General features: G+C 70.8%; 19 protein-coding genes. 10 read left to right on the top strand and 9 right to left on the bottom strand.

The window, feature by feature from the left end; all coding sequences use genetic code 11:
* Positions 1-131 precede the first annotated feature (131 nt).
* Positions 132-1262, bottom strand: coding sequence for a phosphate ABC transporter substrate-binding protein PstS (gene pstS, locus ACIO3P_RS22710; RefSeq protein ID WP_329824700.1), 1131 nt, complete (start codon positions 1260-1262; stop codon positions 132-134).
* 273 nt (positions 1263-1535) lie between these two features.
* Between pstS and ACIO3P_RS22705 the strand changes: the two genes are divergently transcribed.
* Positions 1536-2144, top strand: a complete 609-nt coding sequence (locus tag ACIO3P_RS22705; RefSeq protein ID WP_401855483.1) for a DUF1203 domain-containing protein — start codon at positions 1536-1538, stop codon at positions 2142-2144.
* A gap of 56 nt (positions 2145-2200) precedes the next feature.
* On the opposite strand, the gene ACIO3P_RS22700 is transcribed toward ACIO3P_RS22705, so the two are convergent.
* The 6 genes from ACIO3P_RS22700 to mshD form a co-directional block, all read right to left on the bottom strand.
* The gene (locus ACIO3P_RS22700; RefSeq protein WP_401855485.1) at positions 2201-5227 is read right to left on the bottom strand and encodes a hypothetical protein; all 3027 of its coding nucleotides are present in this window, start codon (positions 5225-5227) and stop codon (positions 2201-2203) included.
* 190 nt (positions 5228-5417) lie between these two features.
* On the bottom strand, positions 5418-5873 hold the full coding sequence (locus ACIO3P_RS22695; protein ID WP_401789586.1) for a hypothetical protein: 456 nt from the start codon (positions 5871-5873) through the stop codon (positions 5418-5420).
* A 78-nt stretch (positions 5874-5951) separates the two neighbouring features.
* Positions 5952-6392 carry an NUDIX hydrolase gene (locus tag ACIO3P_RS22690; protein ID WP_401855487.1) on the bottom strand — a complete coding sequence of 147 codons (441 nt, stop codon included), beginning with the start codon at positions 6390-6392 and terminating at the stop codon, positions 5952-5954.
* A 30-nt stretch (positions 6393-6422) separates the two neighbouring features.
* A complete protein-coding gene (locus ACIO3P_RS22685; protein ID WP_401855489.1) occupies positions 6423-7592 on the bottom strand; it encodes a CHAD domain-containing protein in 1170 nt (389 codons plus the stop codon).
* Complete coding sequence (locus ACIO3P_RS22680) at positions 7579-9825, bottom strand: RNA degradosome polyphosphate kinase (RefSeq protein ID WP_329824706.1); 2247 nt, start codon at positions 9823-9825, stop codon at positions 7579-7581. The genes ACIO3P_RS22685 and ACIO3P_RS22680 overlap by 14 nt, the downstream gene beginning before the upstream one ends.
* Before the next feature lie 463 nt (positions 9826-10288).
* The gene (gene mshD / locus ACIO3P_RS22675; protein ID WP_329824707.1) at positions 10289-11254 is read right to left on the bottom strand and encodes a mycothiol synthase; all 966 of its coding nucleotides are present in this window, start codon (positions 11252-11254) and stop codon (positions 10289-10291) included.
* Between the two features lie 231 nt (positions 11255-11485).
* Here mshD and ACIO3P_RS22670 point away from each other — a divergent pair, with 231 nt between their 5' ends.
* On the top strand, positions 11486-13312 hold the full coding sequence (locus ACIO3P_RS22670) for a bifunctional metallophosphatase/5'-nucleotidase (RefSeq protein ID WP_401855492.1): 1827 nt from the start codon (positions 11486-11488) through the stop codon (positions 13310-13312).
* 133 nt (positions 13313-13445) lie between these two features.
* Here the strand turns inward: ACIO3P_RS22670 and ACIO3P_RS22665 are convergent, their stop codons facing one another.
* Positions 13446-14051, bottom strand: a complete 606-nt coding sequence (locus ACIO3P_RS22665; RefSeq protein ID WP_401855494.1) for a TetR/AcrR family transcriptional regulator — start codon at positions 14049-14051, stop codon at positions 13446-13448.
* A 126-nt stretch (positions 14052-14177) separates the two neighbouring features.
* On the opposite strand from ACIO3P_RS22665, the gene ACIO3P_RS22660 reads away from it, so the two are divergent.
* Together ACIO3P_RS22660 and ACIO3P_RS22655 are read left to right on the top strand one after the other, a co-directional pair.
* Entirely contained in the window at positions 14178-15089 is a 912-nt protein-coding gene (locus ACIO3P_RS22660; protein ID WP_329824710.1) for an alpha/beta fold hydrolase, read from the top strand.
* Positions 15090-15257: 168 nt separating this feature from the next.
* Positions 15258-16286, top strand: a complete 1029-nt coding sequence (locus ACIO3P_RS22655) for a phosphotransferase (RefSeq protein ID WP_329824711.1) — start codon at positions 15258-15260, stop codon at positions 16284-16286.
* Between the two features lie 116 nt (positions 16287-16402).
* Here ACIO3P_RS22655 and ACIO3P_RS22650 read toward each other — a convergent pair whose 3' ends face one another.
* Positions 16403-16879: an ATP-binding protein gene (locus tag ACIO3P_RS22650; protein ID WP_329824712.1), complete on the bottom strand. Its 477-nt coding sequence runs from the start codon at positions 16877-16879 to the stop codon at positions 16403-16405.
* A gap of 242 nt (positions 16880-17121) precedes the next feature.
* On the opposite strand from ACIO3P_RS22650, the gene ACIO3P_RS22645 reads away from it, so the two are divergent.
* The 6 genes from ACIO3P_RS22645 (at position 17122) to ACIO3P_RS22620 (ending at position 23313) form a co-directional block, all read left to right on the top strand.
* Positions 17122-17973, top strand: a complete 852-nt coding sequence (locus tag ACIO3P_RS22645) for a Scr1 family TA system antitoxin-like transcriptional regulator (protein WP_329825101.1) — start codon at positions 17122-17124, stop codon at positions 17971-17973.
* Between the two features lie 19 nt (positions 17974-17992).
* Positions 17993-18187: a DUF397 domain-containing protein gene (locus ACIO3P_RS22640; RefSeq protein WP_329824713.1), complete on the top strand. Its 195-nt coding sequence runs from the start codon at positions 17993-17995 to the stop codon at positions 18185-18187.
* A 415-nt stretch (positions 18188-18602) separates the two neighbouring features.
* Positions 18603-19832 (top strand): S8 family peptidase, encoded by a 1230-nt coding sequence (locus ACIO3P_RS22635; RefSeq protein ID WP_401855496.1) that lies wholly within the window; start codon positions 18603-18605, stop codon positions 19830-19832.
* Between the two features lie 261 nt (positions 19833-20093).
* Entirely contained in the window at positions 20094-21239 is a 1146-nt protein-coding gene (locus tag ACIO3P_RS22630) for a hypothetical protein (protein ID WP_401855498.1), read from the top strand.
* Between the two features lie 272 nt (positions 21240-21511).
* A complete protein-coding gene (locus ACIO3P_RS22625; RefSeq protein ID WP_329824716.1) occupies positions 21512-22180 on the top strand; it encodes a DUF4157 domain-containing protein in 669 nt (222 codons plus the stop codon).
* A gap of 209 nt (positions 22181-22389) precedes the next feature.
* Positions 22390-23313, top strand: a complete 924-nt coding sequence (locus ACIO3P_RS22620) for a phosphatidylinositol-specific phospholipase C (protein WP_329824717.1) — start codon at positions 22390-22392, stop codon at positions 23311-23313.
* The last annotated feature ends 53 nt before the right edge of the window (positions 23314-23366 follow it).

Below are 23366 nucleotides of genomic sequence, written 5' to 3'. Positions count from 1 at the left end.
GGCGGCGGTGCACCGGATGGGATGGGGGACGGCCACCGGCCCGGAGGGGTGCGCCGGGCCGGCTGCCGTCACCGTGGAGCGTGTGGCCCTCCCGTGCGGGAGGGCCGGGGTGGCCCGTCGGGCCGGTGGGGCTAGGAGAGCGAGGCGACCGTCTCGCGGACCTTGGCGTTGATCTCGGCCGGGATCGGGGCGTAACCCGCCTCGGAGAGAAGCTTCTGGCCCTCCTCGCTGGAGGTGTAGGTCAGGAAGGACTTCATCGTGGCGAGCGTGGCCGGCTTGTTGCCCTTGTCGCAGGCGATCTCGTACGTCACCAGGACGATCGGGTAGGCGCCGTCGGCCTTGGTGGCGTAGTCGAGTTCGAGCGCCAGGTCCTTGCCGGTGCCCTTGACCTTGGCGGCGGCGATGGCCTTGGAGGCGTTCTCCGAGCTCGCCTCGACGGGGGCGCTGGCGCCCGTGTCGATCTTGACCGTGGAGATCTTCTGCGAGGTGGCGTACGAGAGCTCGAAGTAACCGATCGAGCCGTCCACCTGCTTCACCTGCGTGGCGACACCGGCGGAGCCGGAAGCGGCCTGGCCACCGGGGGCGGGCCACTTCTTCTCGGCCTCGTACTTCCAGTCCGAGGAGGCCGTGGCGCCCAGGTACTTGCCGAGGTTCTGCGTGGTGCCGGAGTCCTCGGAGCGGTGGAACGCCTGGATCGGCTTGCTCGGCAGCTTGGCGTCCGGGTTGAGCGCCTTGATCGCCGGGTCGTTCCAGGTCTTTATCTTGCTGTCGAAGATCTTGGCGAGCGTGGGCGCGTCGAGGACGAGGTTGTCCACACCCTCCAGGTGGTAACCGATCGCGATCGGTCCGCCGACCATGGGCAGGTTGATGCCCTGGCCGCCACCCGTGCACGTCTTCTTCGAGTCGGCGACCTCTTCGGGCTTGAGCGCCGAGTCGGAGCCGGCGAAGCCGACCGTGCCCTGGTTGAACGCGACGATGCCCTCGCCGGAGGAGGAGGACTTGTAGTTGACCTCCACACCGGTGCAGGTGGACATGTAGTTCTTCACCCACAGGTCCATGGCGTTCTTCTGCGCGCTGGAGCCGGACGCGAGCAACTGGCCCTTGGCGTCCTTGCAGACCGCGCTGGAGGCGGCGCTGGACTTCGTGCCGGTGCTGCCCTCGTTGTTGTTGTCCGAACCGCACGCCGTGAGAACCAGGGCGCCGGAGACGGCGAGGGCACCGAGCGCGGTGGCGCGCAGCCCGTTCTTGCGCTGAAGCTTCACTTTTGGAGTGTTCCTTCCAGGAGCCGCCGGTCTGACCTGTTGTACGGCGGCGTGCGTCGACGTGGCCGGTGCGGCGCTTTAACCGTCACCGTGTAAGGCCGAAATTAGGCAGATCAGGTGAAGCCGCCGACGGAAGGGGGTGAACGGAAGGTGAACCTCGTCGGACACCCTGGGGTTCGATTTCAGGCCGAGCTGTGTGGGGCTCCGGGCGGACGGGGTGCGTCGTCCGAATACCGCCAGCACGCAGGGGGAGGGGCCGCGAAGACTGGGCGTATGACCACATACGCCTCCGTGACCGCGCACACCCCCGTGACCGCGCACACCCCCGGGACCGCGCACACCCCCGTGGCCGCGTTCACCTCCGGGACCGCGTACACACCTTTGCCTATCGCTCCCGACGCCCTCCAGGAGCTCCGTGACACGGACGACGCCGGGCAGGGCCTGCGGCCGTTCACCGCGCGTGAGGACGGCGTGCCCCTCGCCTGCGTGGGCAGTCCGCTGCGCTGCTGCCTGCGCAACGTCGTCGCCGGCGACCGGATCGCCCTCGTCTCGTACGCACCCCTGCGGCGCTGGGCGGCGGCGCACGGGGCCGAGCCGGGGGCGTACGACGAGACGGGGCCGGTGTTCATCCACGCCCGGGAGTGCGCGGGGCCGCAGGGCGCCCCGGGGTATCCCTTCGCGCGGCCGGGGGCGCTCCGTACCCTCCGCCGTTACGACGCCCGGGGACGTATCGCCGGCGGACGCCTCTTCGAGGTCCCCGAGGACTCCACGGCCGGTTTCGACCAGGCGCTCGCCGACGCCTTCGCGGAGCCGGGGGTGGCGCTGGTGCACGTACGGGCCGTGGAGTACGGCTGCTTCCAGTTCGAGGTGCGGCGGCCGTAGGGGCGGCGGTGGGGCGGCCGTGGGGGTGGCCGTGGGGGTGGCCGTGGGGCGCGGGGCTACTTGGTGGTGAAGAGGTCGGAGAGCCTCTCGTCCATGTCCTCCATGGTGACGTCCCCGTCGGGGTCCGCGCCCTTGCCGGGCTCGCCGCTGCCTCCGCCCACCTTGCCGCCCGATGCCGATCCCGAGCCGCCTCCGCCGCCCCCGCCCGGGTTGTAGTTGGGGTTCCGGAGATAGGCGCCACGTGAGCCGTCCGGGTTGGACTGCCACACGCCCTTGATGAACTTCGGGTCGACCCCGCCGGGGAAGGCGATCTCCTGCTGGTACGGGTAAGGAGAGGGGCTTCCGTAATTCGCGTAGGTGGCGTTGATGTCGATCCCGCCGGGCGCCTGGACGTCGTAGACGTACGCGCCCTTCCATTCGAGGTTGAGGCTGTCCGAGGTCGTGGTGGAGACGTACATCGCCGGCTCGTTGGTCAGCACGTAGTTGTGCAGATCGGCGTTGCTGGGCTTGATCGGCCGGAAGCCCTCGTTGAAGATCACCGACGGGGGGCGGTTGTCGGAGCGGTAGAGCGGCTCGTTCGAGTTGCGGTAGGCGACGTTGTCCGGAATGCCGGCCCAGTTGATGTCGGGGTTGGCGGCGACGTCGCGCGGGTCGGGCCGGTCGCCGGTGGTGCCGGTGGTGCCGCTGGGGGTGGAGCAGTTGTCGCCCTCCGGGTTCTTCCCCTTGTCGCCGCTGTCGGGGTCGGACCCGGTGGTGTCGTGGGAGCCGTCCCCCATCTCCGTGTCGCCTTCGCCGTCGAGCTTGTCACGCGCCTCGGCGTCGGCCTCCTGGTAGGTGTCGAAGCCGGAGAGGGAGAGCCCGGCCATCGAGTCGATCAGGCTGCCCATCCCTCCGTCCCCGTCGGACGCGGGCTCCAGCGCGAGCGGGCGGCTGTCGGTGACGGTGGTGGTGCGCTGTACGAGGGCGACGGTGCGGGTGCCGGCGCCTGTGCCGGTGCCTGAGTAGGACGCCGTTGTGGCGATGGGGTGCTGGCCCAGCATCTGCGATCCGATGGGCTGGCCCTCACTGCAGTCGTCCTTCTTCTCCTTGTCCTTGTCCTTGTCCTTGTCTTCGTCCTTGTCTTCGTCCTCGTCCGTGTCTTCCTTGTCTTCCTTGTCGTTCTTGTCGTCTTTTCCGCCGGTGGTCTGCCCGCCGCTGCTGCTGCTTCCGCCGCTCGCGCCGCCGGAGCTGCTGCTACCGCCGCTGCTTCCCCCGCTGGAGCTGCTGCCCCCGCTGCTGCCGCCGCCGGAGCTGCCGCCCCCGCCGATGCTGCCGCCCGAGATGCCCCCGATGCTGGGGCCCCCGATTCCGCCGCCCGAGGAGCTGCCGCCGCCACTGCTGCCGCCGCTGGAGCTGCCGCCCCCGGAGCTTCCTCCGCTGGAGCTTCCTCCGCCGCTGGAGTTGCTTCCGCCTGAGCTGCTTCCTCCGCTGGAACTGCCCCCGCCGCTGGAGTTGCTTCCGCCCGAGCTGCTGCCGCCGGAACTGCTGCTTCCTCCGGAGCTGCTGCCCCCAGAGCTGCTGCTGCCGCCGCTGGAGCTGCTGCCCCCGCTGCTACTGCCGCCTCCGCTGGAGCTTCCGCCGCCGGAGCTGTTTCCGCCGCTGTCGCTGCCGCCCGAGCTGTTGCTGCCGCCGGAGCTGCTGCTGTTTCCTCCGCTGGTTCCGCCGGAGCTTGTGCCGCCGCCCGAGCTGTTGTTTCCGCCGGAGTTGTTGCCTCCGGTGGAACCGCCTACGACGGCGAACGGGCCGTCGTCGTCGTCGTCATCGTTGGTGCCGCCGGAAGAGCTGCCGCCGGAAGAGCTTCCGCCCGAGGAACTGCCCCCTGAGGAGCTTCCCCCGCTGCTGCTTCCTCCGCTGGAGCTGCCGCCCCCGGAGCTGTTGGTGCCGCCGCTCGCGCCGCCGGTGCTGCTTCCTCCGCTGCTGCCGCCGGTGCTCGTACCGCCGCTCGTACCGCCGCTCGCGCCGCCGCTGTCGCTGCCGCCCGAACCGTTGCTGCCGCCTGAGTTGCCGCTGTTTCCGCCGGAGCTGCCGCCGCCGGAACTGCCGCCCCCGACGGTGAACGGGTTGTCGTCGTCATCGTCGTTGCCGCCACTGGAGGAGCCTCCCCCCGAGGAATTGCCCCCCGAGGAGCTACCGCCCGAGGCGCTGCTTCCGCCGTCGGACTCCCCGCCCGTACCGCCCGTACCACCTGAACCGCCCGTACCGCCCGCGCTGCCCGATCCTCCGTCGGACCCGCCCGTACCACCGGAGCCACCGGAGCCACCGGAGCCACCGGAGCCACCCGACCCACCCGAAGCGCCCGAGCCGCCGCCGATGCTGCCGACGCCGCCGTTACCGCCTCCGCCTGCGCCCCCGCCACCTCCGCCGCCCCCGGCCACGACCGTCGTGCACGAGTCGCCCGTCAGGCTGCAGATCGCGGAGTGCAGGCCGTCCGAGATCCGCGCCCCGACGCCGCCGAGGGCGATCGACCCGATGAGCGCCACGACCACGGTCAGGAGCCCCAGGTACTCGACGGCCGTCTGGCCGCGGTCCCGGCGCCACCTGATGAGGTGCGGCAGTGACGGGACCGTGAGGCGGCCCAGTCGTTCCCGGTTCCAGCGTGGCCTCGACGGCCTGATGTCCTGCGGGAGTTCGAACCAGGCGCGGCTGTCCTTGACGCATATCAGCGCCAGCAGCGCGCTGGGCAGCAGCATTTGGCTGAAGCCGTGCTCGGAACCGTCGTACAGGTTGATCAGGCTGCCGAGCAGCAGCCACGCCTGTACGGCGACCAGCCCGATCCACACGGTCCTCCCGCCCGTCCACAGGCGCTGCGCGAGCACCAGGGCCGCGATGCCGGGGGCGACGGCGTACAGCGCCAGGAGAACCAGCGTGGGGGAGAAGACATCGAGGCCGGCCAGCGAGACGAACGCGCTGACACCGCCCAGCACCGTGACGCCGAACATCAGGTGCAGCAGGATCCGTACGCCGACGAGCGGTTTCGGCAGCTCGCGCTGCTCACCGCGGGCGAGCGCCACGCCCCGCACGGTCGAACTCTCTGACTCGGACATAGGTAGACGTCCCAACGAAGCTGGTTCCGGCGTGCGACCGCCGGCATCGAGGCGGTGTTCAACCGCCGCTTCCCCCGAGAGCGTTGGGCAGCTTAGGTACAGACCTGGTCGCCGAGGTAGGGCCCAGGGGCCTATTCAGGGGCCCAACGGCGAGGCGGCGCAGGGAAGAAGAAGTCCGGTGCGGGCGGGGTCAGTTCAGGCCCGGCGCGCCGAATGAGCCGAGCCAGCGCTCGTACGCCTCTTTCTGCGCGTCCGCGGTGGAGACCGCCGAGGGCGGGGCGTCGTCGAAGAGGTTCACCATGTCCTCGGGCCTGGCCGGCGTTCCCGGGCGCAGTACGTACGCGCGGTCGCTCCCGGAGCCGCGGAGCATGCCGCTCTGGGCGACGTCGGGGCGCGCCGCGTTGATGGCCAGCAGCCAGCCCTCGCGTTCCAGGGTCCGCCGTACGGTGTCCAGCGCCGTGACGAGGTCGTGCCCGTGGCCCTCGGCGGTGCCCCAGGGGCCGTCCGCGCTGATGCGGTACGACTCCCCGCGCGCGTCGACCGTCCACGTCAGCGCACACGTCACGCGGTCGTCGCGGCCCTCGACGGCCTTGCCGCGGAAGGCGGTTACGTCGTCCCGGTGTCCGAGCGCACGCGCGTCACTCATCTCGTCGTCTCCTTCGCGGCCCGTCGGCGGCGCCCAGTCTGGCACGTCCGGAGGACCGCCAGGGAAGCCGCCCGGGGGTCAGGTCGCGTGCAGGGCGTCGAGCAGCGCGTCCACCAGGACGCGGTCGCGGGGCTGGGTCAGGCGGGTGCGGGCGGCCTCCGGTGTCAGCCAGAGGATCTGGTCGACCTCGCTGTTGGGGACGAAGACGCCGGCCGTCGCCTCGGCCGCCCAGTACGTGACTTCCTTGGGGCGGCCCTGGGCCAGGTAGTGGACGGTGTCCAGGCGGGCGCCCGGCGCGCAGTGGTGGCCCGTCTCCTCCAGGACCTCGCGGACCGCGCCCGCCAGGGCGCTCTCGCCGCGCTTCAGCTTGCCCTTGGGGTGTGACCAGTCGTCGTACTTGGGCCGGTGGACGAGGCAGATCGCGATGCCGTCGTCCCCGGACGGCGCCCGGCGCCACAGCACGCATCCCGCCGCCAGGACCGTGCCCTGCCCTCGTGTCCCGTTCGGCGCTTCGGTCATCGTGTCCCCTCCGTCATCGCGTCCCCTCCGTCACCGCGCCACCGCCGCCTTCTGCCAGAGCTGCTGGAACGCGAAGCGCGCCGCCTCGACCTCGTGGCGCTGGTCGGCGTGGAGCACGCCCAGCGCGTACGCCGTCGTCGGGGCGATCCTGGGCGTACGGGCCGCGTTCGCCGCCGCCGCTGCCGCCTCCGCGGCGTCCCGGTGCCGGTCCAGGGACTGGCCCGCCGCGAGCAGCTCCGGGTCGGGGCTGCCGCCCGCGCACCACACCTCCTGGGTGTAGCGGTGCAGCCGCAGCAGCCGCCGTACCTGGTGCCAGGGCGCGTCCTGTGTCTCCCCGTCGGACGTGGTGGCCAGGCCGTGCACCAGGGCCTCCGCGTTGTACGGATGGGCCGCGCGCGCCAGGGGCAGTGCGGCCACTGCGTCCAGGAGCTGGGCCTCCGTCGCCTCGCCCGGTCCCGCCAGCACCTCGACCGCGGGTGCGCCCGCCATCGGCGCGAGCGGCACCTCGGAGGCGAGTACGGCCACCGCGTCCGCCACCGCGTGGAAGCGGGACGAGCCGAGCGCCTGGAGCGCCGACGAGTGGGCGCGCGTCCTGGCCAGGGTGAGCTGGCGCTCCAGCAGCGCGCCCGCCCGGGACGCCCCGACCGTCAGCGTGCCCACGGGCAGGGCGCCGGTCCGGGGCCCCGGAGCCTCGGTTCCGGCCCGCGCGCCCGCCCCGGAGAGCCGGCCCAGCGCCCCCAGCAGCCGGTGCAGCCGACTCGTGCAGGCGTGCTCCTGGGCGAGGGTGCCGCAGAGCCAGGCCAGTTCCGTACGGAGCTGGTCGGCCCAGACCGGGTCGAGCAGCGGCCGGTACGTGTGCAGCGTGCCGCCGATCCGGCGCGCCGCGCCGCGCAGCGTACGGGCCGCCTCGTCGGCGGCGGCCGTGTCCGCGCCGCTCTCGCCGTACAGCCGCAGCCCGCGCAGGAAGTCGCCCGCGCGGGCGTGCAGATACCCGGCCAGGATCTCGCCGGCCGTCAGCCGCCCGGCGACAGGATCGACGGGACTGGCGGGGCCGGTGGGGCTGACAGGACCGACGGGTCCGGCAGGGCCGACGGGTCCGGCGGGTGCGACCGGACCGGCGGGTGCCGGTGGTGCGGTCGATCCGGTCGGCATCGTTCCGGATGCCGTGACCCGGTCGGTGTCCACTTCATGGTGCTGCACGCCGGCGCCTCCGGGCGTCTATGAGCATTTCCTGTACGTGCCGCAGCGGCTGGCCCTCCGCGTCCGTGGAGTGCCGGGTCCAGTTGCCGTCCGCGCCCAGGTGCCAGGAGGACGTGTTGTCGGACATCCCGGTCTCCAGGAGCCGGGTGATCGCCGCGCGGTGGGCCGGGTCGGTGATCCGGACCAGCGCCTCGATGCGGCGGTCGAGGTTGCGGTGCATCATGTCGGCGCTGCCGAGCCAGACCTCCGGCTCGCCGCCGTTGCCGAACGCGAAGATCCGGGAGTGCTCCAGGAAGCGCCCCAGGACCGACCGCACCCGGATGTTCTCCGACAGGCCCGCCACGCCGGGCCGTACGGCACAGATCCCGCGCACCCAGATGTCCACCGGGACACCCGCCTGCGCCGCCCGGTAACAGGCGTCGATGGTCGCTTCGTCCACCATCGAGTTGACCTTGATACGGACATAGGCGGGGCGTCCGGCGCGGTGGTGCGCCACTTCCTTGTTGATCCGGGAGACGAGCCCGTCCCGCAGGGACTTCGGGGCGACCAGGAGGCGCCGGTAGGTCTCCCGGCGCGAGTAGCCGGACAGCCGGTTGAAGAGGTCGGAGAGGTCCGCGCCGACCTGCGGGTCCGCGGTGAGCAGCCCCAGGTCCTCGTAGAGGCGGGCCGTCTTCGGGTGGTAGTTGCCCGTGCCGACATGGCTGTAGCGGCGCAGGGTCTCGCCCTCCTGCCGTACCACCAGCGAGAGCTTGCAGTGCGTCTTCAGCCCGACCAGCCCGTACACCACATGGCAGCCGGACTCCTCCAGCTTGCGCGCCCACTTGATGTTGGCCTGCTCGTCGAAGCGCGCCTTGATCTCGACGAGGACGAGGACCTGCTTGCCCGACTCCGCCGCGTCTATCAGCGCGTCCACGATCGGGGAGTCCCCGGACGTCCGGTACAGCGTCTGCTTGATCGCCAGCACGTCCGGGTCGGCCGCCGCCTGCTCCAGGAACGCCTGGACGGAGGTGGAGAACGAGTCGTACGGGTGGTGCAGCAGGACGTCGCGCTCGCGCAGCGCGGCGAATATGTCGGGCGCGGAGGCGGACTCCACCTCGGCGAGATCGCGGTGCGTGCCCGCGATGAACTTGGGGAACTTCAGCTCGGGCCGGTCCAGCGACGAGATACGGAAGAGCGCCGTCAGATCCAGCGGCCCCGGCAGCGGATAGACCTCGGCGTCGGACACCTTCAGCTCGCGGACCAGCAGGTCGAGGACGTACGGGTCGATGGACTCCTCGACCTCCAGGCGCACCGGCGGCCCGAAGCGGCGCCGCATCAGCTCCTTCTCCAGCGCCTTGAGGAGGTTCTCGGCGTCGTCCTCCTCGACCTCCAGGTCCTCGTTGCGCGTGACCCGGAACATGTGGTGCGCGAGCACCTCCATGCCGGGGAACAGCTCCTCCAGGTGCGCGGCTATCACGTCTTCGAGGGGTACGTAGCGCTGCGGCGACGCCTCCAGGAAGCGGGCCAGCAGCGGCGGCACCTTCACCCGTGCGAAGTGGCGGTGGCCGCTGACGGGGTTGCGTACGACGACCGCGAGGTTGAGGGAGAGCCCCGAGATGTACGGGAAGGGGTGGGCCGGGTCCACCGCGAGCGGGGTGAGGACCGGGAAGATCTGCTGGCGGAAGAGGGTGAAGAGGCGCGCCTGCTCCTTCTCGGTCAGCTCGGGCCAGCGGATGATGTGGATGCCCTCGTCGGCCAGCGCGGGGGCGATGTCCTGCTGGTAGCAGGCGGCGTGCCGGGCCATGAGCTCGCGCGAGCGGGTCCAGATCAGGTCCAGCACCTCGCGCGGCTGGAGGCCGGAGGCGGAGCGGGTGGCGACGCCGGTCGCGATGCGCCGTTTCAGGCCCGCGACCCTGACCATGAAGAACTCGTCCAGGTTGGACGCGAAGATGGCGAGGAAGTTCGCCCGTTCGAGGAGCGGTGTCGTCGGGTCCTCGGCCAGCTCCAGCACCCGCTCGTTGAACGCGAGCCAGCTCCGCTCCCGGTCCAGGAACCGGCCCTGGGGCAGCTCGGCGCCGCCGTGGTCGCGGTCCTCCTCGTACGCGTCGAGGTCGGAGTCGAGATCGGGTTCGAGATCGCCTGCCGACCCGGTCGCGGCGACCGTATGGGGCCGGTGCGCGGCTATGAAGCCGACGGACGGCTGCTGAGGGGGCTGGGACTGCTGGACCGGAACCTCGGCGGGCTGGTGGCTCATGTCCCTATTCTTCCGCGCGGAGGGTACGACAGGCGCGTCGGAGAGGGCGGGGGTCAGACGGATCCTGCCGTTCGGAGCGGTCCTGCCGTTCGGTGTGCCGTTGGTCGTGCCGTCCGGGGTGGGGGGTACAGCGGGCTCGGGCTGCATTCACCGAGGGTCGCAAGGGCTTCTGAATGGCCGGTAACGGCGACATGACATGCAGGGAAGCGGGGCGGGTCTCCCCGGGGCCGGATCCGGGGCCTGGGGAGGCCCGGGAGGGGGTCGGGGGACCCGGGAGGGGGCCGGGGGACGGCCGGCTCGCGGGTGCGGCTCGGGTGGCGGCTCGGAGGGGTGGCTCGGAGGGGTGGCTCGGGTGGCGGCCCCGGGCCGACCGTACGGTACGCCGTTCGGGTGGCCCGGGGCCGGGGCCACCCGGCCCTGGGTGGCCCCGTACGGTCCCGGCCCCGCTCCGTACGTACGCGGCTCAGGTCTCCGTGCGGTACATCAGGTCCACCTCGTGCGTGACGAAGCCCAGCCGCTCGTACACCGTCACCGCCGCCGTGTTGTCCGCGTCCACGTACAGCATCGCCGTCGGCAGCGCCTGCGCCGCGAGATGGCGCAGCCCGATCGCCGTGAGCGCCTTGCCGAGGCCGCCGCCCTGCGCGTCCGGCCTGATGCCGACGACGTACACCTCACCGAGCTGCTCCTCGGCGTGCACCTTCGTCCAGTGGAACCCGATCAGCTCCCCGTCCCGCTCGGCGAGGAAGAACCCCTTCGGGTCGAACCAGGGCTCGGCGATCCGGTCGTCCAGGTCCCGCTGGGTCAGCGCGCCCTGTTCCGGGTGGTGGGCGAAGGCGGCGGCGTTGACCGCGAGCCAGGCCGCGTCGTCCTGCCCGGGGACGAAGGTGCGGACGGTGACCCCGGGCGGCAGCACCGGCTCCGCGATCCCCAGCGGGGCCAACGGGCGTCGGAGCTGGCGCAGTTCGCGGAAGAGCGTCAGCCCGAGCACCTGCGCGAGATGGCGGGCCGCCGACTTCCCGCCGTGCGCCCAGGCCCGCAGCCGCTTCCCTGAGGCGCCCAGCAGCGCGTGGCCCAGCGCCCGGCCGTGGCCCCGGCCGCGCCGCCCGGGGTGCACGACCAGCTCGACGGTGGGCGCCTCGATGGGGTCGGTGTCCTCCAACTGCCCGTAGCCGACCAGCTCCCGCGTCCCGCCGTCCCCCTCGCCGCCTCCCGTGTCGCCACCCTCCCGGTCCGCGGTGACCAGGAAGTGCCGTACGCCCTCGCGGTGTCCGCCGCGCAACTGGAGCCGCCCCTGCTCGGAGACGGCCTGCACCCCGTCCGTGGCGGCTGCTTCCGCGAGCAGGCCGAGGACGTCCTCGGCCTGCTCGGGGGTGAGCGCGTCGAGGGTCTGGATCTGCCGGCCGGACTCGCGGGCTACTGCGTCTGTCATGCGTCGAGGGTACGGCGGCGGCGCGGCCCGGGAGGGGCACGGGAGGGGTACGGGCCGGAGTGGTGCACGCGGTACCGACCGGCCACCGACCGGCACCGACCGGTGACGTACGCACGTAGCCGTACGCGTAAAGGCAACCCACTCGTAACCCGCCGCCCCTGTCCGAGCTACGCGCGTTGACTCTAGGCTGCCGCTCGCAGGCTCCAGACTTTTGAGTTCATAAGGGGATCGATGTCAGCGACACCGCAGAAGAACCGCGCGGCACGGCGGGTGCTCGCCGCTGCCGCCGGTCTGGCCACCGCAGGCGCCCTCGTCGCCGCGATGCCGGCCACCGCGCAGACCCCCGCACACGGCGGCGGGCAGGGCTTCGGCCACTCCAAGCCGAAGCCCAAGACGGTCGATGTGCAACTCCTCTCCTTCAACGACCTGCACGGCAACCTGGAGGCGCCGGCCGGCTCCGCGGGTACCGTCACCGAGAAGCAGGCCGACGGTACGACCAAGGCGATCCCCGCCGGTGGTGTCGAGTACCTGGCGACCTCGCTGCGCACCGCCCGTAAGGGCAACCCGTACTCCATCACCGCCGCCGGCGGCGACATGGTCGGCGCGAGCCCGCTGCTGTCCGGCCTCTTCCACGACGAGCCGACCATCGAGGCGCTCAACAAGATCGACCTCGATGTGACGACCGTCGGCAACCACGAGTTCGACGAGGGCGCCACCGAGCTGGCCCGTCTCCAGAACGGCGGCTGTCACCCGACAGGCGGCTGTTACGAGAAGGGCAAGAAGTTCAAGGGCGCCGACTTCCCGTACCTCGCCGCCAACGTGACGTCGGAGAAGACCGGCAAGCCGGTCCTCAAGCCGTACACGGTGTGGAAGAAGAACGGCGTCAAGATCGGCTTCATCGGGGTGACCCTGGAGGGCACGCCGAACATCGTGACCGCCGAGGGCGTCAAGGGCCTCAAGTTCCACGACGAGATCGAGACGGTCAACAAGTACGCCAAGGAACTGGACCGGCAGGGCGTCAAGTCGATCGTCACGCTGATCCACGAGGGCGGCGCGCCGGCCTCCACCGCGTACAACTACGACTGCGACAGCCCCGGCGCCGGTGACGGCATCTCCGGGCCGATCGTCGACATAGCCAAGGGCATCTCGCCGAAGGTCGACGCGCTGGTGACGGGCCACACGCACCAGGCGTACGCGTGCACGATCCCGGACCCGTCCGGCAACCCGCGCCTGGTCACGTCCGCCTCGTCGTTCGGCAAGCTCTACACGGACACCACGCTCACCTACGACCTCCGTACGAAGGACATCGTGCGGGCGGGCGTGAAGTCGGCCAACCACATCGTCAGCCGTGACCAGGCCAAGGCCCAGGACATGACCGACCTGATCACGCGCTGGAACAAGCTGGCCGCGCCGATAGCCAATGCCCCGCAGGGCTACATCTCGGCGGACATCAACGGGCGCGGCGCCACGACGCCCGAGACCCCGCTCGGCGACGTGATCGCGGACGCGCAGCTCGCGGGCATGGCCCCGGCGGACAAGGGCGGCGCGCAGATCGCCTTCATGAACCCCGGCGGGATCCGCTCGGACCTGGTGCACAAGGCGTCGGGCGGTGAGGGCGACGGGGTCGTCACGTACGGCGAGGCGTTCACCGTGCAGCCGTTCACCAACATGATGAACGCCGTCGACCTGACCGGCACGCAGCTCATCACCGCGCTCCAGCAGCAGGTCAGCGGCTCGAACGAGGCGTCGCCGAAGATCCTTCAGGTCTCGAAGGGCCTCACGTACACCCTGGACATGACGAAGTCGGGCGCGGCCCGCGTCGTCACGGACTCGGTGAAGCTGAACGGCGCGGCGATCGACCCGGCGAAGACGTACCGCGTCGCGATGAACGAGTTCCTCGCGGGCGGCGGCGACGGCTTCGCGGTCCTGGGCCAGGGCACGAACAAGCTGGTCGGCGCGTCGGACCTGGACATGTTCAACGCGTACCTGGCGGCGAACTCCACGGCGCAGGCGCCGCTGGCGCCCCCGGCGGCGGACCGCATCACGATCATCAAGTAGCGGTAGCGGTAGCGGTAGCGGTACCGGTACCGGTCGGTTCCGCTCGGTACTGCCCGAAGGGCGGTGGGCTCCTGGCCCGCCGCCCTTCGGCGTGTACGGAGACGGGGTTACGGCGGCGGGGTACGGCGGCGGGTCAGGCGTCCCGGAAGATCCGGTCCAGGTGATGGTTGAGTACGGCGGTGGCGGACTCCGGAGTCCGGTGGCCGACCAGGATGCTCGTGCCGAGCCCGGCGGTCAGGGCGAGCAGGGCGATCGCCTCCGTGCGCGGCTCCGTACCGGGGAGCGTGCGCCCCTCCTCCCGCGCCTGCTGGAGCAGTCCGGCCACGGCGTCCTCGGCGGCGGCGGGGTTGGCGGTGAAGGGCTGGGCGGCGAGCGCCTTGTCGGTCACGGCCAGCACGGCGTACGAGGTGTAGACGAGGTGGAAGGTACGGCTCTCCTCGTCGGTCGGCAGCGACACCAGCAGGACCGCCTCGATCATCGCGCGCGGCCCCGGATCGTCCCCCACGGTGGCGAGCCGGGCGGTGACCCGCTCGGTGAAGCGCCGGGCCAGGTGCTCCAGCCCGTAGAGCAGCAGCTTCTCCTTGGTCTGGAAGTAGTACTGCACCAGCCGCAGCGACACCCCCGCCTCCGCAGCGACATCACGCATCCCCACGGCGTGCAGGCCCTGCCGCCCCGCCACCCGGACGAGCGCCTCGGCGATCTCGGTACGCCGTTCCTCGTGATCCACCCGCTTGGGCATCGGCCGCGTTCTCCGCTCGTCGGTCACGTCGCCCGCTCGCCGGCGGGACGGTTTCATGGTACAGCCGTACCATCATCATGATACGGTCGTACCATAAAGAACGGATGCCTCCGGAGGTGGCCCGCCATGCCCGAGACAACGACCCGCACCCGGCCCGACGTCGGCCGCTACACGAACGACGCCCTGCGGGACCGCTACTTCGCGGCCTGCGACGCGCTGTACGCGCTGGGAGCGCCGGCCGTCGCCGAGTCCGACGTGGAGACCACCTTCGGCACCACCCACGTCTACCGGTACGGCCCCATGGACCCCGCCGCCGCGTCCCGCACCCCGATCGTCCTGGTGCACGGGGCGGGCAGTTGCTCGGCCATGTGGTATCCCAACACCCCCGCGCTCAGCGCCGAACGCCCCGTCTATGCCATCGACACCCCGGGCGACCCCGGACGCAGCGTGCAGCGCGAACCGATCCACCAGCCCGAACGAGCCGCACAGTGGCTGGACGAGGCGCTCGCGGGCCTCGGCCTCGACCGCGTGCACCTCGTCGGCAGTTCGTACGGGGGGTGGCTCACCCTCAACCAGGCGCACCGCAGACCCGGTCGCCTCGCCTCGGTCACGCTCCTCGACCCCGGCGGGCTGGAGAAGGTGGGCCTGCGCTTCTTCGCCTGGATCTTCATCGGCCTCCTCGCCACCTCGGCCCCCCAGCGGTTCCGCCCCCGTCTGGCCGCCTGGCTGGAACAGCCGGTGCTCGTCGTGCCGGAGCTGCGCGCCATGATCAGGGCGAGTGTCCGCGCGTACCGCATCCGCCGCCCGGCCCCGCTCCCGCTGACCGAGGACGAACTGCGCACGATCCGCACCCCGCTCTACCTGGTACTCGGCGAGCGAAGCCTCCTGGTCCACCCGAAGCGCCAGGTGGAACGCGTCCCACGCCTGATCCCGGGCGCCCGCGCCGAGATCGTCCAGGCCACGGGCCACGGCCCCCAGATCGACCACGCGGACGAGGTCAACGCCCGGATCCTGGAGTTCATGACCTCGGCCGAGTGACGGCGGTGTTGGTTGCTGGTGGTGGGGTGCGGGCGCGGCCTGGTGGGGCGGGCTGCGGCGCCCAACTCACCCCCGGCCCAACCCCACAGGCCGGCCGGCACCCGCACCCGAACCCGCACCCGAACCACCGCCGCCCGGATTGCCCTTGCCCCATGGAAAGATGCGGCCATGCGGTCATCCATGCCCATAGGGGAGAAGCTCAGGGCCGAGCTGGGGTCGCCCCGGCGGGCCCGCAGGTTGGGCAGTAGCCCGCGCTCACGCGTGTGGCGAGCCGAGCTGTCGGGCACGCCTGTGGTGGTCAAGCAGCTTGTCGAAGGCCCGGAAGCATCTGAGAGGTATGCGCGCGAGGTGACCGGGCTGCGGCTCGCGTCCAGGGTCGACCCGCCTGTGGTGCCGGCGCTCCTGGGTACCGATCCGGCCGAACGGGTGCTGGTCCTGGAATACGTGGAGCATCAGGAGCCCCGCGAAGACTGGATGGTGGATTACGCGGCGGCGCTGGCCCGGCTCCACGCCGCCACCGGGGCCGACGCCGTGGGCAGTCTTCCGGCCTGGTCGGGCCCGACCCAGGACGATGTCGGCTCCTTCCTCAGGCTTGCCCGGACGCTCGGTGTGGTGGTGCCGGCCGGTGCTCGAACCGAGGCTGAGGCCCTGGTGGACCGCCTGGCCCGGGCGGAGGGCCATGCCCTGCTGCACGGTGATCCCTGTCCCGGCAACGACATGCACACCAGTACCGGTGTGCGGTTCATCGACTTCGAACAGGCCGCGTTGGGCAACGGGCTGGTGGAACTCGCGTACCTGCGCATCGGCTTTCCGACCTGCTGGTGTGTCACCGATCCCGGCCCGGACATCCTGGTCGCGGCGGAGACCGCCTACCGCACGGCATGGCGCGACGCGACCGGCACGGAGGTCCAGGGGGATCTCGCGGACGCGTGTGCCGGCTGGCTGCTACGGGGTGACGCCTTGGTCCAGCGTGCCCAGCGCGGGACCGTCGACCACCTGGGCGACATCCCCGACCGCGACTGGAAGTGGGGCACCGCGACCGCCCGCCAGAGGCTGGCACACCGTCTCCGGGTCGTCAGCCAAATGGCCGAGGGGGGCGGTGAGCTGAAGGATCTCGGAATGCTCGCTGCGGCCATGCGGGAGAGCGTGCTCACCCGTTGGCCCACGCTTCAGCCGCTGCCCTCGCAACGGCCGTAAAGAACCTTCTGTCCGGCGGCCCGGTACGGGAGTGAAGATCAGCCCTCCTGCCACCAGCGCCAGCGCGCCCCCGGCCACCACGACGTCCCACAGCGGAGCGCCGGTCGCGGGCTGCGTCACGCCTCCGCGACCTCGCTTCTGGCGAGCATGAACCAGACCGCTTTCGCCCGGGGCGAGCAGGCTCCGTAGATCGTCGTGCCCCACGCGCGGGCGAGGGTGTCCACGAGGTGCAGACCCTGGCCGTCCTCGAACTCCTGGGCCTGGCCACGGTTCTGGGGCATCGGCAGGGCCCATGGTTTGTCGTCCGTGACGGAGACGGTGACCTGCTTCCGGTTGATGGTCACGTCGATGCGGATCTGCCGCGTACGGGTGTGCCGATGGGCGTTGGTGACGATCTCGGTGATGCACAGACGCGCGTCGTCCACGAGGGCGGAATGCCTGCCGACACGCAGAAGTGATCCGACGAAATCCCTTGCGATTCTCGGGGCGTTCGCCGTGTTCGGCACGGCGAGCCGATAGCTCTCACCGCCCTGCGGGGGCGGTGGTGGTGCCGGAAGTGCGGAAGGTGCGGGAAAGGCGGTAACGGTGGTCATGTCGTCGTCTCCCAACGCGGTCTGAGCTGGTTGCGCTGCTCGCCATGCGTGGCATAGGCCGCACCTGCGCAGGGTTCAGGGCGCGCTGGGGCGGCTGCACTTCGGTCTTACTGACGTGCGACGCGGTGCAGTGAGTACGTTAGCGGCTAAGTATCAGTTTTGGTACTTGAATGGATACGCTCTGCGACCATGAGCTGTTGATGGCGCACGAGTCATACCGAGATCTGACGAAGGAGAAGGCGATGCCACCCAGGAAGACACCCACGGCACGGCAGCGCAGGCTGGGCACCGAACTGCGCAAGATGCGTGAGCATGCCGGCCTCACGCCCGCCGCAGCCGCAGACTTGCTCGGCACGGACCGCACCACCATCAGCAACACCGAATCAGGGCGGTTCGGTGTGAGTGGCGAGCGAGTACGCACGTGGGCCGGACACTACGAGTGTCCCGACGCGGCATACATCGAAGCGCTCGCAGGAATGGCTTCGGAGCGCATAAACGGGTGGTGGGAGGACTATCGGGGCGACCTCTCCACTGACGCGATCGACCTGGCCGAACTGGAACACCATGCCGCAGGTTTCCGGTCGGTGCAGATCATGTATATGCCGGGCCTGTTGCAGACCGAGGACTATGCGCGTGCGGTCTTCGCGGAGAGCGTCCCGCCGCCCCGGCCCGCGCGGCAGCGCCGCCAACTCTCCCATCGGCTACGGCGCCGGGATGTGCTCGACCGGGCGGATCCGCCTGCCTGCACCTTCCTGATCCATGAAGCGGCGCTACGGATGGCGTACGGCGGCGCTGCTGTCGCCCGTAACCAGCTTGAACACCTGCTGAAGCAGTCGGACCGTGACAACGTCACGATCCGGGCGATCCCGTTCGCGGCGGGCGGTTTCCCGTTTGCCAGTAGTTCGGCACACTACGTCTACGGTCCTGTTCCGCAGCTCGACACCGTACAGACGGACACCGCGACCGGTTCCGGTTTTCTGGATTCCGAAACGAGTCTTGAGAACTGGAGAGTCGCGCTGGATCGGACGGAGGAGAAGTCGCTCGACCCTGAGGGCTCGCGGGACTTCATCCGCAAGATCGCAAAACAGGTATGAGTATGAAGGCGTGAAAATCATGGAAGTTCAGTGGCGTAAGTCCTCCAAGTCTTCGAACGCCGAGGGCTCCGACTGCCTGGAACTGGCCGAGCACGAAGGCGAGATCCTGATGCGTGAGAGCGACAATCCGAACGTCGTCATCCGTACGAGCCGTGCCAAGCTCCGTGCCTTCCTCGGTGGCGCCAAGGAGGGGGAGTTCGACGACCTGGCCTGAGGTGCCAAGTGGTTGACGCGGGCGGTTCCCACCGGCGCAGGTGGGGGCCGCCCGTTCTGTTTTCGTAGCACGTGCGGCAATGCTTCGACTCACACGTTAGACGTCAAACACTTGATACGCGCCTCTGGGTGACGCTAGGGTCGCTCTGTGTCGCCGATCGGGTACCGTCCGTCGATCGGCGTAACTCTCCCTGCGACTGCGCCAGTGGGGAGAGCACCGATGGCCCGCCCCCGCTCGCCGCTCGTCACGCCGGCCAAGAGCGAGGGCGGGCGGTCGCGTTACTCCATCCGGCCATCAGTGGGTACGAGTGCTCAAGCCGCCCCGCCCGCGTGGACGAAAGAAAGGTGTTCGGACATCGCGGACGTGCCCCGGCCGGGACATGTCCGGCGATCAGCCACCTTCAAGGAGTACATCTATGCGCCTGCGCGCACGCTGGGCATCGGCCGCCCTACTGCTGCTCGTTCCCCTGCTCGCCGGTACCGGTACCGATGCCATGGCGGCGGACCCCGACCGGGGGCTGGCACCACTGGAGCGGTCCGCCCAGGCTGTTCCGGGGCAGTACATCGTCTCCCTCAAGCCCCTGTTCTCGCCGTCCACCGTTCTGCGGCAGCTCCGGGTCAACCCCCTGCATACGTACGAGACCGCCCTCTCCGGGTTCGCCGCCAAGCTGAGCCCCTCCGAGCTGGATCTGGTGCGCCGCTTCCCGGCGGTCGCCGCCGTCGAGGAGAACGCGGTGGTCACGGCCAATTCGGCGACGACGAAGGCGGGGGCCAAGGCCGGGGCCGGGGCAAGGGCCCTGGCCGGCCGTCAGGCGCGGGTGCCGGCGCTGAGCTGGGGGCTGGACCGGATCGACCAGCGGAACCTGCCGCTCGACGGGCAGTACGACGTGAAGGGCACCGGCAAGGGCGTCACCGCCTACATCGTCGACTCGGGGATCGAGACGGCGCACCCCGAGTTCGCCGGCCGGGCGAGTGTCGGGTTCGACTCGGTCGGTGACGGACAGAACGGGCAGGACTGCCACTTCCACGGCACCCACGTCGCGGGCACCGTCGGCGGTTCGAACTACGGCGTGGCCCGTGACGTCTCGCTCGTCTCCGTCCGGGTGCTCGGCTGCGACGGCAGTGGTACGTGGGCCGGGGTCCTCGCCGGGTTCGACTGGGTGGCCAAGAACGCCAAGCAGCCGGCGGTCATGAACGCGTCCATCGGCGGACCCAGGTCCACGGCCGTCAACGCGGCGGTCAACGCCGTGGCCGACAGCGGTGTCGTGTCGGTCGTGGCGGCCGGCAACGAGAACCAGAACGCCTGTGACGTCTCGCCCGCCAGCGCGTCCAAGGTGGTCACGGTCGGGGCCACCGACAAGGAGGACCGGCAGGCCACCTTCAGCAACTGGGGGACGTGTCTGGAACTGTACGCGCCCGGGGTCGGCATCATCTCCGCCAAGCTCGGCGGCGGATACAACGCGCTCAACGGCACCTCGATGGCCAGCCCGCATGTCGCCGGGGTCGCCGCGCTGCTCAAGGAGAAGTACCCGACGGCCTCCCCCGCGGCCGTCTCCAACTGGCTCATCCAGGAGTCCGACAAGGACCTGGTGACGTCGATCGGGGCGGGCTCGCCCAACCGGCTCCTCTACACCGACGGTCTCTGACCCACCGGGTCCATCGGTTCCACCGGTTCCGCCGGTTCCATCGGTTCCATCCGTTCCACCGGTTTCCGACCGGCGTCGGCCTCCCGCCCGTACTTTCCTACGGGCGGGAGGCCGACGCCGTGGAACGGGACGGCGGCGAGCGGGCGGGCCCGGGGCAACGACTCTGCCCCCATGGACGCCCCCGGGGCCCTCCACCGGCGAGTTCCGGCACTGTTCACTACCGGGTGATCTGTGCTGGTGCAGTCTGAAGGAGACGTTCTGTTGCCTGCCCTCGAAGAGAAGTCGGCCCCGGGGGTCGCACGGGTAGGGGTGAAGCACGCGACGCCGGTCGCGCCCGTACCGGCCTCGGCGGCGCCGGACGCCGCGTACGCCGGGAGAGCGGGCGACCCGAGCCGGGCGTCGATGCTGGCGTGGCAGGGCTCCGCGGGCAACATGGCCGTCGTGCAGAGGATGGAGGCCGGTCCGCACCGTCACGAGCCGTCGAGCAGGCCGTCGGCCGGCGCGGGCAGGGGCGGTACGGGGACGGTGCAGCGCGCCCCGGTACCGATCCAGTTGGCGCGGCTGTCCAGCGGGAAGATCGCGTTCACCAACCTGAACCAGGAGAACGAGAAGTACCGCGAGAAGGCCACGCGGGTGCTCCAGCTCCTGTCGTCGCACGAGGCGATCCAGCAGTTCCTCGGCAACCGCAAGTGCGACATCGTCATCGAGCAGCGGACGACGGAGACCCCGGCGGACGTGGTGGACCGCGGTGAGGACGGCGTCACCGTCACCCTCGCCGCCTATTACTTCGAGAGCTACGACCTCGGCTATATCGCGGGCATGCTCGCCCATGAGTTCGCCATTCACCCCATGGCGGACAAGAAGCCTCATCTCGCCCAGGAGGAGGAGGGCTTCAAGGGGCTCCCCTTCCCCGTGCCCGGTCTTGAGGAGAGCCGTGGCGGCCCCAAGATGATGAACTCCGAGGACGCCAAGCAGTCGGACCACGTCCTCGGCGCGATTCCGGGCAGTCCCCGTTACGAGGTCTACAAGTCCGTCGCCCTCGAAATGGCGAATCTGCTCGCGCAGGACGTGGAGAACAAGGAGCCGAACGCCACGTCGAAGGATGTCACCGATCTCCTCGACTGCTTCCTGATGGATGTCGCGAGCATCGCGGCGACCAACGACGACCGCCTCAAGGGCACGCCGGAGAAGTCGGGTGCGATGCAGGTCCGCAAGGACATCGCGACGGTCTACAACAAGTACAAGGCGCTGGTGAGCGCGGGTCTCCCGGAGAACTCCCCGATCAAGCCGTTCCTTCCGCAGGACAAGACCCACTGGGGTGTTCTGAAGGACTTCGCCACCATCGCGGCCAGGGTCGCGGGCGGGGCGATGGGCGCGCCGAGCATCGACAAGGGTGACAACGGCTGAGGCGGACCGAGGCGGACACGAGGCGGACGCGAGGCGGACCGACACGGACCGAGGGCGGGAGGGCACCGGGCGTGCCTCCGACGGTGTCCTCAGGGGCCTTCAGTCCGTAGCCTGTTCCGAGGTTTGATGGCAGGTCAGCTCTTGCCCCGGCGTTCTGTGAAGGAGACGGTCCCTTGCACGGCCACGAAGAGAAGTTGAACAGGGGCGCCCGGCCGGGCGGTGCCGCGGGACGGCAGCCGGCCCCGCCCGTCCGGTCGGCCGACTCTCCCCTCATGGCGCCCCACACCGCGGCCGGCGCGGGAGCGGAGAGCCGGAGCCCGGGGTCGATGATGGCGTTGCAGCGTTCCATGGGCAATGCCGCGGTCGTGCAGTTGCTGGCGGCGGAGAAGCACGAGCACGGTCCGTCGTGCGGCCATGAGGCGGCGGCGGGAGCGGGAGCCGCGGCGGGTTCGGCCGTGCAGCGCCGGGTGCGCCCGGCCACGTACGAGGACGAGATGCAGGGTGGTTCGCTCGTCCACGACGTGCTGGGGAAGACGGGACAGCCGATCCCCAAGCCGCTCCGCCAGGAGATGGAGGCGCGGCACAAGGGCGCCGACTTCTCGACCGTACGTCTGCACGACGACGTGGTGGCGCAGCGTTCGGCGGCGGAGATCGGGGCGCGCGCGTACACCTCCGGGGAGCACATCGTGCGGGGGAAGGGCGGCTTCGACAACAAGACGCTGGCCCATGAGCTCAAGCACGTCCTCCAGCAGCGCGAGGGCGAGGTCGAGGGCACGCCGACCGGGGACGGGCTGAAGATGAGCAGCAAGAACGACCGCGACGAGCGGGAGGCGGAGGACTCCGCGGACGAGGTCATGCAGGGGCCTGCGCCCGTGCAGCGGGCCGCCGCGGGGCACAACTGCTCGGGTGGCGGGCACCACCACGAGGAGGAGGACCAGTAGGCGCGGAGGCGGGACGAGACGGAGGCGACCCGAGACGGGGGCGGGACCGTGCGGAGGCGGGACCGTGCGGAGGCGGGACCGTGCGGAGGTGGTGACCGGTGATGGGTTCTCCTGGCGATGCCTGGTGACATGTTCCCCTGATGACGTGTACCCGTCATAATCCGAGGGCTGTTTCCCCTGCTCTTCACGGACGACGGAGGCACCCCCACATGAGCGCATCTCCCGGTACCCGCCGCGGCTTTCTCGCCGGCGCCCTCGCCGTATCCGCCACCGCCCTGGTGGGCGCGGGCGCCGCCGGCGGGACCGCCTTCGCCGCCGCGCCGGGCGCCACGGCGGGCGCGCCCCCGCGCGTCCTCGCCACCCACGACTGGATGGGCGGCTTCGCCGACTCCACCCCCGTGCAGCGCCTGACCATCCCCGGTACGCACAACTCCGGCGCCCGCTCCGGCGGGCTCTACGTGGCCTGCCAGAACACCTCCATAGCCGACCAGTTGACCAGTGGCGTCCGCTTCCTGGACATCCGCTGCCGGCTGTTCGAGGGCGCGTTCACCATTCACCACGCCGCGTTCTACCAGAACCTGAACTTCGACGACGTCCTCAACGCCTGCCGCGACTTCCTCCGGGCCAACCCCTCCGAGACCGTCCTCATGCGGGTCAAGCAGGAGTACTCCAGCGAGAGCGACGCGGAGTTCCGGCGGATCTTCGACACGTATCTCGACGGCAAGGGCTGGCGCTCCCTCTTCCGGCTCGACGGCGGACTGCCGACGCTCGGCCAGGCGCGCGGGCGCGTCGTGCTGCTCGGGGACAACGGGGGACTGCCCGGACTGCGGTACGGGGACGGCGGGCTCTTCGACATCCAGGACGACTACGAGGCGGAGCCGGGCGCCAAGTACCCCAAGATCGAAGCCCAGTTCCGCAAGGCCGCGACGCAGCCGGGCAAGCTGTTCGTCAACTACGTCAGTACGGCGGCCCTGTTGCCGCCCCGGTGGAACTCCGACCGGCTCAACCCGCAGGTGCACACCTTCCTGGACGGGGCGGAGGCGAGCGGCTGGCGCGGGCTCGGGATCGTACCGCTGGACTTCCCCGCCACCCGGGCCGGGCTGGTGGAGTCGCTGATACGGCACAACGGCTGAGGGCGCCGGGGCGAGGGGCGGCGGAGGGTGCGGGCGAGGCGCGTCGGGTCGCC

This window comes from Streptomyces sp. NPDC087310 (assembly GCF_044744405.1).
In the GTDB taxonomy this organism is placed as follows: domain Bacteria; phylum Actinomycetota; class Actinomycetes; order Streptomycetales; family Streptomycetaceae; genus Streptomyces.
Note: the sequence above shows the minus strand (reverse complement) of the source record. Positions and strands in the feature narration are given on the sequence as shown.

Coding starts and splice junctions, on each gene's coding strand:
- ACIO3P_RS22690 (WP_401855487.1), bottom strand. CDS start 6,392: ATGACCGAAGCGCCGAACGGGACACGAGGGCAGGGCACGGTCCTGGCG.
- ACIO3P_RS22695 (WP_401789586.1), bottom strand. CDS start 5,873: ATGAGTGACGCGCGTGCGCTCGGACACCGGGACGACGTAACCGCCTTC.
- ACIO3P_RS22705 (WP_401855483.1), top strand. CDS start 1,536: ATGACCACATACGCCTCCGTGACCGCGCACACCCCCGTGACCGCGCAC.
- ACIO3P_RS22625 (WP_329824716.1), top strand. CDS start 21,512: ATGGCGCCCCACACCGCGGCCGGCGCGGGAGCGGAGAGCCGGAGCCCG.
- ACIO3P_RS22700 (WP_401855485.1), bottom strand. CDS start 5,227: ATGTCCGAGTCAGAGAGTTCGACCGTGCGGGGCGTGGCGCTCGCCCGC.
- ACIO3P_RS22655 (WP_329824711.1), top strand. CDS start 15,258: ATGCGGTCATCCATGCCCATAGGGGAGAAGCTCAGGGCCGAGCTGGGG.
- ACIO3P_RS22620 (WP_329824717.1), top strand. CDS start 22,390: ATGAGCGCATCTCCCGGTACCCGCCGCGGCTTTCTCGCCGGCGCCCTC.
- ACIO3P_RS22660 (WP_329824710.1), top strand. CDS start 14,178: ATGCCCGAGACAACGACCCGCACCCGGCCCGACGTCGGCCGCTACACG.
- ACIO3P_RS22680 (WP_329824706.1), bottom strand. CDS start 9,825: ATGAGCCACCAGCCCGCCGAGGTTCCGGTCCAGCAGTCCCAGCCCCCT.
- mshD (WP_329824707.1), bottom strand. CDS start 11,254: ATGACAGACGCAGTAGCCCGCGAGTCCGGCCGGCAGATCCAGACCCTC.
- ACIO3P_RS22650 (WP_329824712.1), bottom strand. CDS start 16,879: ATGACCACCGTTACCGCCTTTCCCGCACCTTCCGCACTTCCGGCACCA.
- ACIO3P_RS22665 (WP_401855494.1), bottom strand. CDS start 14,051: ATGCCCAAGCGGGTGGATCACGAGGAACGGCGTACCGAGATCGCCGAG.
- ACIO3P_RS22635 (WP_401855496.1), top strand. CDS start 18,603: ATGCGCCTGCGCGCACGCTGGGCATCGGCCGCCCTACTGCTGCTCGTT.
- ACIO3P_RS22670 (WP_401855492.1), top strand. CDS start 11,486: ATGTCAGCGACACCGCAGAAGAACCGCGCGGCACGGCGGGTGCTCGCC.
- ACIO3P_RS22640 (WP_329824713.1), top strand. CDS start 17,993: ATGGAAGTTCAGTGGCGTAAGTCCTCCAAGTCTTCGAACGCCGAGGGC.
- ACIO3P_RS22645 (WP_329825101.1), top strand. CDS start 17,122: ATGCCACCCAGGAAGACACCCACGGCACGGCAGCGCAGGCTGGGCACC.